The organism is Pseudomonas sp. SDT291_1_S447 (assembly GCF_054070155.1).
This window is the reverse complement of sequence record NZ_JBSVXS010000370.1, coordinates 1-262: the sequence shown is the minus strand read 5'-3', so window position 1 is coordinate 262 and position 262 is coordinate 1. Positions and strand designations below refer to the sequence as shown.

General features: G+C 60.7%; 1 protein-coding gene. It reads left to right on the top strand.

What is annotated here, in order from left to right:
* Window positions 1–262, top strand: a 262-nt coding sequence (locus ACW9IR_RS29960) for a contractile injection system protein, VgrG/Pvc8 family (protein ID WP_457466220.1), incomplete at both ends; no start/stop codon positions are given.

The following is a 262-nucleotide window of genomic DNA, read 5'->3' as shown; positions in this document are numbered from 1 at the left end:
CCAAAAGCAGCGCGCAACCGGACCTCGAAGACTACGATTACCCGGGCCGTTTCGTCGATCGCGAGCGTGGCAAGCATCTGGCCAATCGCGCACTGGAACGTCATCGCAGCGACTATCGTCTGGCCGAGGGCAACAGCGATCAGCCGATTCTGGTCAGCGGGCATTTCCTCGCCCTGACCGACCACGCCAATTCGACCTGGAACGACCTGTGGCTGCTCACCGAAATCTTCCACGAAGGCAAGCAGCCGCAAGTGCTCGAAGA